The sequence below is a fragment of the Frankia sp. AgKG'84/4 genome (assembly GCF_023242965.2).
Classification (GTDB): Bacteria; Actinomycetota; Actinomycetes; order Frankiales; family Frankiaceae; genus Frankia.
Map to the genome: position 1 here is coordinate 1 of NZ_JALKFU020000235.1, position 7,753 is coordinate 7,753.

Here is a 7,753-nt window from a genome sequence, read left to right on the forward strand (position 1 = left end):
AGAATCGTCGCGGTCGTCGTACCATCACCCGCGACATCGTTCGTCTTCTTCGCGACTTCCTTGACGAGCTCCGCGCCAATGCGCTCGTAGGAGCTCTCGAGCTCGATCTCTCGCGCGATGCTCACACCGTCGTTGGTGACGGTGGGAACACCGAACTTGTTCGCCAGAACCACATTACGACCCTTGGGGCCGAGCGTGACCTTGACCGCATCGGCCAGCCGGTTCAGCCCGCGCTCCAGGCCGCGCCGAGCCTCCTCATCGAAGGCGATCATCTTTGCCATGCGTGATGGTCCTCTCAGGGGGGCAAGCCTGCGCGGAGAGGTACCAGTCGTCGATGGGGTGCCCGGCACCGCGAACGGTGCTCCCGTTGACGCAGGCACCCGTCGCACCGAGGATTGGCACTCGACCTCGCCGAGTGCCAGCCACTTTATCGCCCGAACGGCCGCCGAAGAGAAGCTCACCACCACATCGGTGCCGCCGCCGCCGCGTTCGGCGGCGTCCCGACCGGCGGCGCGTCCTACGGGCGCCAGCCTGTCGAGCGCAGCCATGCGGCCAGCGTCATGACCTCCGGGTGGAGGGCGCGCAGAGCCGGCAGATTGGGGCGCTCCATCATGCCGGAATCGAACCAGGCGAACATCTTCGCGACCTCCTCGTCGAAAGCGCGCAGCTGCTCGAGCGGAGTCTGGTGGAAACGCGCCGGGATCCCGGCCACCGCACCGAAACGTTCGGCCATCTCCTTGGCGGAGAGGTGATCGCCCGCGATCACGAGGGTCTGACCGACGAACGTCTCCGGCTCCTCGAACGCCAACGCCGCGAACTCGCCGATGTCGGGAATGGAGATCAGCGGCAGCTCGCTGGCCGGGCGCAGGGCAAGAGCGAGAGCCAGGCCGCCCTCGGTCAGGACAGGCCGGGTTACCGTCGTGAAGTTCTCCATGAAGAACACCGGCCGAAGCACGGTGGCCGGCAGGTCGAGACCCCGAATATGCGCTTCGATACGCCCCTTACTCTCCAGGTGCGCGATTCCGGTGTTCTGGTCGGCGCCGGCGACAGAGCTGTACACGAGGTGCGCGACGCCGGATTGCGCCGCGAGGTCGGCGACGGCCATTCCGCGCCGTACCTCGGCCTCGACGTCCACCAGGCTCACGGTGCCCGAGGTGACGCTGGTCAGCATCAGGAAGACGGCGCCGGCGCCGCCCACGGCCGCGCGCACCGACGCCGGATCGTCCAGGTCCCCGACGACCAGCCGCGCCCCGGCCGCGTCCAGATCCCTCGCGCCAGGCCGATCGGGGTCACGCACCAGCGCGTGCACCGTCCGCCCGCGCCGCAGCAGCGCCCGGGCCACCGCGCCGCCCTGCTGGCCGGTCGCACCAATCACCAGAACCGATTCTTTGTGATCATTCATGGGGCGTCACGCTAGCCACGGTCACGGCCGACAACCTGGTGGTAATGCTGCTACCCAGGTCCCTGGACAGTGAGGTAACGAGGACCTATGCACCGCGCCGAACTGGCCAGCTTCCTGCGCGCGCGGCGGGCGAGCCTGCGGCCCGCGGACGTCGGGCTGCCGGTCGGCGTCGGCCACCGACGGACACCCGGCCTGCGCCGCGAGGAGGTCGCCGAGCTGGCCGGACTCTCGATCACCTGGTACACGTGGCTGGAGCAGGGCCGCCAGATCGCGGCCTCCGCCCAGGTGGTGGACGCGCTGGCCCGCGCGCTACGCCTCGACGCCGATCAGCACCGGCACCTGCGCGTCCTGGCCGGCCTGCCGGTGCCGCCGGCGCGGACGTCCCCCGCTGCCGTCGAGGCCCGGGTTCAGCGCCTCGTCGACGCGACCGCGCCCAACCCGTCCGTCATGTTCGATCGGCATTTTGATTTCATCGCCTGGAACGCGCCCTACGTCCGGATCAGACATGATCCCGCCGCGATGCCGGCGGACCGACGCAACCTGCTGTGGATGATGTTCACCGACGGGGAGAACCGCGCCCGGATGCCGTTCTGGGAAGCAGCGGCGCGCGCCGTGCTGAGCCAGTTCCGCGCGGCCGTGGGCCAGCGCCCGAACGACCCCCGGTTCCTGGAGCTGGTCCTCGCGCTGACCGAGCGGAGTCCCGAGTTCGGCCAGTGGTGGAGTGGCTACCCGATCCGGGACTTTAGACCGGCGACCATTTCGGTCGACGACCCCGCCGCCGGCCGGATCGCCATGGACGTTTACCAGCTGCGGCCGGTCGAATACCCGGACTTCCTGCTGGTCATACAGGTTCCGGCCACACCCGAGGACCTACGCCGGGCCGTCCTGGTAACCGACACCTGACGACTCACCACGAGCGGTGGCGTTCTCCCCGGACGGACGGACGCTGGCCTCCAGCGGCGCCGACACCACGGTGCGGCTGTGGAGAGTTGCTGACCGCACCCGCCCAACCCCCCTCGACCGCCCCCTCACCGGCCACACCGACCTGGTCCTGTCGGTGGCGTTCTCCCCAGACGGGCGCACGCTGGCCTCCGGCAGCCAGGACCACACCTTGCGGCTGTGGCAGATCCGCTGAGCGGCGGGGCTTGGCTTTCCGACCGCTACCACCTGCCCCGAAAATCTACGGAAAGACAGGGCAACAATAGTTCCCGAATTTTCGCCAATGACTCCCGTCCTGGCCGGACCGCTACCCACATAATAGCGATGGACGCAGGTCGGGGAACGAACCAAGCGGCACCGTTCCGCCGAGAACCAACTGCGTCTCCCGTGGCACCTCTCGAGGTCGACAGCCCTAAGCTGGGGGACAGATGTCGGGCAGGGAACGACACCTGCGCAACGGGCCTGCCCGGCGCGGGCCGATTTGCTTCGACGCAGGGAATAGTCGACCAGACCAAGATCCCGCTGACGGCCAGCGGCGCTGGTGGACCGCGATTATTGCGATTGCCGCGGTCGCGGCCACCGTTCGCCTGGGCTTCCTCTTCGGTTGGCTGTATCCCACGACGGTCGACGGGGATGCCTACTACTATCACTACGCCGCGAACCTGTTCGCGGACGGACGTGGCTGGCCTAATCCATATTTCCTGATCCTCCACGGCAAATACCTGCCAGACGCGCAGCACCCACCGCTGACCAGCCTGCTTCTTGCCATCCCCTCGCTGTTCGGGCTGCGCAGCTTCGTCGCCCACCAGACCTTCTCGTGCCTGCTCGGCACGCTGTCGGTCGTCGTCGTCGGACTCGCCGGCCGCCGCATCGCCGGTCCGGCCACCGGCCTGATCGCCGCGGGGATCGGCGCCGTCTATCCGGGCATGTGGCTGAGCGACGCGATCCTCATGTCGGAGACTCCCGCGATCCTTTCCTGCTCGTTACTCATCCTCGCCGCCTATCGATTACGGGACCGGCGCCGGCCGCTGGACGCGGTCCTTGTCGGTGGCGCCCTGGCCGCCGCGATGCTGGCCCGGACCGAGCTGGCGCTGCTCGCGCTGGTGCTGGTGGCGCCGGTCGCGCTCCAGTTGCCCGCGCTGACCTGGGCCCACCGGTTGCGGCTGCTCGGAGTGTGCGCCACGACCAGTGCCCTGCTCATCGCACCGTGGGTCGGCTACAACCTGTCCCGGTTCGACGAACCAGAGTTCATCTCGAGCGGGCTCGGCGTCACCCTGGCCGTCACCCACTGCGACACGACTTACTCCGGCAAGCAGCTCGGCTGGTGGTCGGTCGACTGCGCGCTTTCCATCCCCAACCCACCCGCGGAGGCTTCTCGAAGCGACAGGTTCTACCGCGAGGCCGCGCTCAGCTACATGCGGGAGCACAGCGACCGGCTTCCCACGGTGGCGGCCGCGCGACTGGGGCGGACCTGGGCTGTCTACCGACCATGGCAGCAGGCGCGGTTCGACATGCTCGAGCGACGTCCACGGACGGTCAGCGAGATCGGTTCCGTGTCGTTGTGGTGCCTGGCCGGAGCTGCCATCGGCGGCGTGATCGTCCTGCGCCGCCGACGAATCCCGACGCTACCGCTCCTCGCCACCCCGATCGTGCTCTCCGCAGCATCAATGATGATCTACGGGACGACCCGCTTCCGCGCGGCGGCCGAGCCCAGCGTCGTGCTGCTCGCAGCGGTCGGTCTCGGCGCCCTGCTGTCCGCGGTCCGCTCCCGGCGCGGATAGCGCACCATCACTCCTACCCAACCCACACACCCTGGCAAGCCATCAACAGGACACCGTTCGGCGGTCGCGGTCCGCCAGGACGGCTTGGGTGATGTCGTCCTGACGGCGGGCTTCGGTCAGGTCCCAGAGGCTCGGTTCCAACTCATGTAGCCGGCGGCGAGCAGCCACGACCTCGTGCGACCGGCGAATCCAACCCAGTGGGGGCATGATCCGCCGCGTACTGTGGGGTCGTGGACCCGTTGCGAGCCTTCCGCACCGTGGACGACGCCGCCGCCGTCGCGGCCGGCATGGTCTCAACTGACGCCCGCCCCCAGGACATCTGGCGGCACGCCATCGTCCAGCTCCTCGACGACTACACCAGCGTCCTGCACCACCAGGGCCGTGCCGCGGCGCAGGCAATGTGGGCCGACCAGCCACGGCCGTCCGGCGACCGGCGCGTGGACGCCGCTTTCGCCGCCCTCGGGGAGCACCTCGCCCGCCGCGACGGCTGGCCCGCACCTCCATGGGTGCGCGACCCCGCCCTCGAAGCGATGCCCTGGTGGTTCGTCACCGCGCTGAAGGGGCTGCATCCCCGGGCACTGGTCGAGTCCCCCCTGTCGTTTCGCAAACGCGGCATCTTCATCACCCGCGGCGCCCTCCAGCGGGCGTGACATGACCACCCCGGGTCTCGACCGCGAGTCGATCGCCGACCTGCTCCAGGAACTCAACGACGAACTGGGGCGGCGCGGCGCCAAAGCCGACCTGTTCCTCGTCGGCGGCGCCGCCCTCGCCCTCGCCTACGACGCCCACCGCTCCACCCGCTATCTCGATGCGGTGTTCCTGCCGACCGACGTCGTCCGAGCCGCTGCCGCTGTACTCGCCCAACGCCACGGCCTGTCCGCCGACTGGCTCAACGACGCGGTGAAGGGCTTCCTGCCCGGATCGAAAATGGGCGCGAGCAGATATTTCGAGGCCGATCATCTTACCGTCGACATCGCCTCCGCCGAATATCTACTTGCCATGAAGCTGTTCGCGTCCCGCGTCGAAACCGACGCCGAGGACATCGCGTTCCTCTACCGCACCCTCGGCTACACCACCGTCGACGAAGGCCTTGACCTCGTCCAGGCGGTCTACAGCGGCCGCCCGATCAATGCGAAGGTCCAGTTCCTCCTCGAGGAAGTCGTCGACTCCCTCCACGACCCAGGCAACCATGCAGACCACCCCTGACGATGAAGCCAGACCTGATCTCAGGACCCTCCCCCAGCATCCGCGCACATCGCCCGCAGGCATACATGCCTACTGGCAGCGCCACGCCCGCCGGTGCCGGCTCCCTGGCGGACGAGGTGATTCTGCGTGCACTGCTGCGCGGCCTGCCTGCTGACCGCCGCGAGGCGTTCGTGGCGACGCAGATTCTCGAACTTACCTATGCGGAAGCCGCGCAGGTAAGCGACTGCCCGGTCGGAACGATCCACTCCCGGTCGCCCGCGCCCGCGAGGACCTGATCGTCGCCTAGCGCGACAGCGGCCATGCACTCCGGCTCCGGGCGACTCGGCCTCCGCGCACCGGGGATGTCGTCGTGCCGGCTGGCGCTCCTGGCGGGCAGCATGACAGGTTGGCGACCGCCATGGCCCAGGCAGGTGTCGCTGACACGGCTCCGATAGCCGGGCCCTGAGTGGCCGGGATCCCTGGTCGTGGCGGTGTCTTCAGCGGGGGTGAAGTCACCCGCAGGGAAGCTCCGGTACCGCCTACTTCTCAGCCAGCCGGTCCAGTGGGTCGACCGGGACCGCCAACAGCGTTCCCGTCGCCGTCGGGTCACCGCGACTGCCGGCCGCGCACGACACGAGGTGCCGCCGGACCTCGCCGCGCCGGCGCGCCGGGCCGAGGCGACTGGCGCTACCGATGTCTTCGTCAGCTGGCAGGGCAGCGCCCGCCCGCGGCAGATAATCACCGACAGTCGAACGCATCGTTGAGAGAACCTCGCCTGGGCGTTCGGCCCCAACGCGATCATGGTTCCGTCCGCCATCGCGCCCGACAGAGCGTGGCGATGCGGGCCGCGTAGGTCCGTCAGCACCGTGCCTGGTTGATCTGCCGCACGACGGTCGCTCGGCGCCGTGGTGATCGGCGTGCCGGCGGCGCTGCCAACGAAAATCTCCGCGACACACCTGTACTCACCGTGGTCACTCTTGCCGATCGGGTGCTGTCAGCCCATAATGAAAATGGTTCCCGTCTTCGTAATCATTAATGGTGGGCGATCGAGGTTTCGATCGGCCCCACCCCGATGGCGGTGGCTACCACCCCGCCCCGCACGCACCCACCGCGCCCACCTCGGGTAGCGCTCAGCCCAGGAGGTACCCATGTCCCTGACCGTGTCGCCCAGCCTGTTGAAGCAGGCCGAACAAGGCCCTGTCGACGAGGCCGACTTCCTCGCCTGCATCCGCGAGTCCCTGCCCTATGCCTACGACCTGGCCGCGCGGCTCGCCGGCGAACTACCGGCCGCGGCCGGCGACTTCACCGACAACCAGATTCCGCCCGCCGGCGACGCGGAGCAGGGCCAACTGCTGCGGGCCATGGCCAGCACCGCGATCCGTACGGCCCTGGAACAGCACTTCGGCGTGGCGCTGGCCTTCCAGAACTGCCACCGACTGGCCGCCTTCCGACCCCCGGCCACCGCCGGTGAGCAGTACCGGCGGTTCGTCTCCCCGCAGAGCCAGGTCCTCAACCAGCAACCGGGGTTCGTCAACTGCTGACGCAGCCGGAACGTGTCCCGGCGGTCGCGTCGTGCCTGGCGGGACGACGCGACGGCCGGGTAGCCCCGCGCTGCGGGTCTTCGGACGGGGCGGCGGGTAGGCCCATGCTCTTCCTTCGGCTGGTGGTCGTTGTCACCGTCGACTCGTGTCCTCGGCGAGTGGTTCCGCGGCGTAGGTGACGCGGACGACGCCGTCGACGTGTCGTTCGATGCTGCCCACGATCCCGAACACGTTTCTGAGCACCTCCGGGGTGAGCGCGTCGAGGACCGGTCCGCTGCTGGCGACGGCCGCGGCGCTGGCCGAGCAGGAAGACACAGGCGGCGGCGGCCAGCGCTCCGCAGAACGCGGCGACCGACACGCCGACACCGCCGACCACCCCGGACCCGGCAGTGATCACCAGGACCGCGCCGAGGGATGCCCCTGGGGCGAGCCCGACCACGTAGGGGTCGGCGAGCGGGTTGTCGACCAGAGCCTGAAGGACTGCGCCAGCCACCGCCAGTCCGGCGCCGCACAGCGCGCCGAGCAGGACCCGCGGAATTCGGTAGTCCCAGACGATCTGGTTGACGACCGGGTCCAGGCCGCCCGTCCGGCCCTTCAGGTGCGCGGCGAGGACGTGCCAGGTCTGCGGCAAGGAGACCGTCGCGGCGCCGACGCAGCACGCCACCAGCATGAGCAGAATGACCAGGACGCCGAGCCCGAGCAGGCAGACGGGCAGTCGGACGCGTCCCAGTGGCGCCGCGCGCCGCGCCCGGGCCGGTCCCGCCGGGCGGCCGGAACCAGCCGGGAGGGTCGGTCTGGGCGCCCGACTGGCCTGCTCGGGCAGGACCCGGCGGTCTCAACCGGTCGGTGCATCAGCCCTGGTAGAAGGGTGATCTGCTGATCGGAGGGCCGGGTGCGGGGTGTGG

Annotated in this window: 10 protein-coding genes; 7 read left to right on the top strand and 3 right to left on the bottom strand. The window is 69.5% G+C overall.

Going from position 1 to position 7,753, the window contains the following annotated elements; all coding sequences use genetic code 11:
- Together MXD58_RS15300 and MXD58_RS15305 are read right to left on the bottom strand one after the other, a co-directional pair.
- On the bottom strand, positions 1-281 hold a 281-nt coding region (locus MXD58_RS15300), incomplete at its 3' end, for a TCP-1/cpn60 chaperonin family protein (RefSeq protein ID WP_284678392.1).
- 236 nt (positions 282-517) lie between these two features.
- Positions 518-1,402, bottom strand: coding sequence for an NmrA/HSCARG family protein (locus MXD58_RS15305; protein ID WP_248841391.1), 885 nt, complete (start codon positions 1,400-1,402; stop codon positions 518-520).
- Positions 1,403-1,489: 87 nt separating this feature from the next.
- On the opposite strand from MXD58_RS15305, the gene MXD58_RS15310 reads away from it, so the two are divergent.
- From MXD58_RS15310 to MXD58_RS15340, 7 genes are all read left to right on the top strand, one after another.
- A complete protein-coding gene (locus MXD58_RS15310; RefSeq protein WP_248841392.1) occupies positions 1,490-2,305 on the top strand; it encodes a helix-turn-helix transcriptional regulator in 816 nt (271 codons plus the stop codon).
- Between the two features lie 16 nt (positions 2,306-2,321).
- A complete protein-coding gene (locus MXD58_RS15315) occupies positions 2,322-2,537 on the top strand; it encodes a WD40 repeat domain-containing protein (RefSeq protein WP_308301974.1) in 216 nt (71 codons plus the stop codon).
- Between the two features lie 232 nt (positions 2,538-2,769).
- The gene (locus tag MXD58_RS15320) at positions 2,770-4,122 is read left to right on the top strand and encodes a glycosyltransferase family 39 protein (protein ID WP_248841393.1); all 1,353 of its coding nucleotides are present in this window, start codon (positions 2,770-2,772) and stop codon (positions 4,120-4,122) included.
- A 230-nt stretch (positions 4,123-4,352) separates the two neighbouring features.
- On the top strand, positions 4,353-4,772 hold the full coding sequence (locus tag MXD58_RS15325; protein ID WP_248841394.1) for a hypothetical protein: 420 nt from the start codon (positions 4,353-4,355) through the stop codon (positions 4,770-4,772).
- Between the two features lies 1 nt (position 4,773).
- Positions 4,774-5,328 carry a DUF6036 family nucleotidyltransferase gene (locus tag MXD58_RS15330; RefSeq protein ID WP_248841395.1) on the top strand — a complete coding sequence of 185 codons (555 nt, stop codon included), beginning with the start codon at positions 4,774-4,776 and terminating at the stop codon, positions 5,326-5,328.
- 65 nt (positions 5,329-5,393) lie between these two features.
- Complete coding sequence (locus tag MXD58_RS15335) at positions 5,394-5,603, top strand: sigma factor-like helix-turn-helix DNA-binding protein (RefSeq protein WP_248841396.1); 210 nt, start codon at positions 5,394-5,396, stop codon at positions 5,601-5,603.
- Positions 5,604-6,455: 852 nt separating this feature from the next.
- The gene (locus MXD58_RS15340; RefSeq protein ID WP_248841397.1) at positions 6,456-6,848 is read left to right on the top strand and encodes an SCO5389 family protein; all 393 of its coding nucleotides are present in this window, start codon (positions 6,456-6,458) and stop codon (positions 6,846-6,848) included.
- Here MXD58_RS15340 and MXD58_RS15345 read toward each other — a convergent pair.
- Positions 6,838-7,671, bottom strand: a complete 834-nt coding sequence (locus MXD58_RS15345) for an iron chelate uptake ABC transporter family permease subunit (protein WP_308301975.1) — start codon at positions 7,669-7,671, stop codon at positions 6,838-6,840. The two genes, MXD58_RS15340 and MXD58_RS15345, sit on opposite strands and share 11 nt — an antisense overlap.
- Positions 7,672-7,753: the final 82 nt, after the last annotated feature.

Coding starts and splice junctions, on each gene's coding strand:
- MXD58_RS15305 (WP_248841391.1), bottom strand. CDS start 1,402: ATGAATGATCACAAAGAATCGGTTCTGGTGATTGGTGCGACCGGCCAG.
- MXD58_RS15310 (WP_248841392.1), top strand. CDS start 1,490: ATGCACCGCGCCGAACTGGCCAGCTTCCTGCGCGCGCGGCGGGCGAGC.
- MXD58_RS15320 (WP_248841393.1), top strand. CDS start 2,770: ATGTCGGGCAGGGAACGACACCTGCGCAACGGGCCTGCCCGGCGCGGG.
- MXD58_RS15330 (WP_248841395.1), top strand. CDS start 4,774: ATGACCACCCCGGGTCTCGACCGCGAGTCGATCGCCGACCTGCTCCAG.
- MXD58_RS15335 (WP_248841396.1), top strand. CDS start 5,394: ATGCCTACTGGCAGCGCCACGCCCGCCGGTGCCGGCTCCCTGGCGGAC.
- MXD58_RS15340 (WP_248841397.1), top strand. CDS start 6,456: ATGTCCCTGACCGTGTCGCCCAGCCTGTTGAAGCAGGCCGAACAAGGC.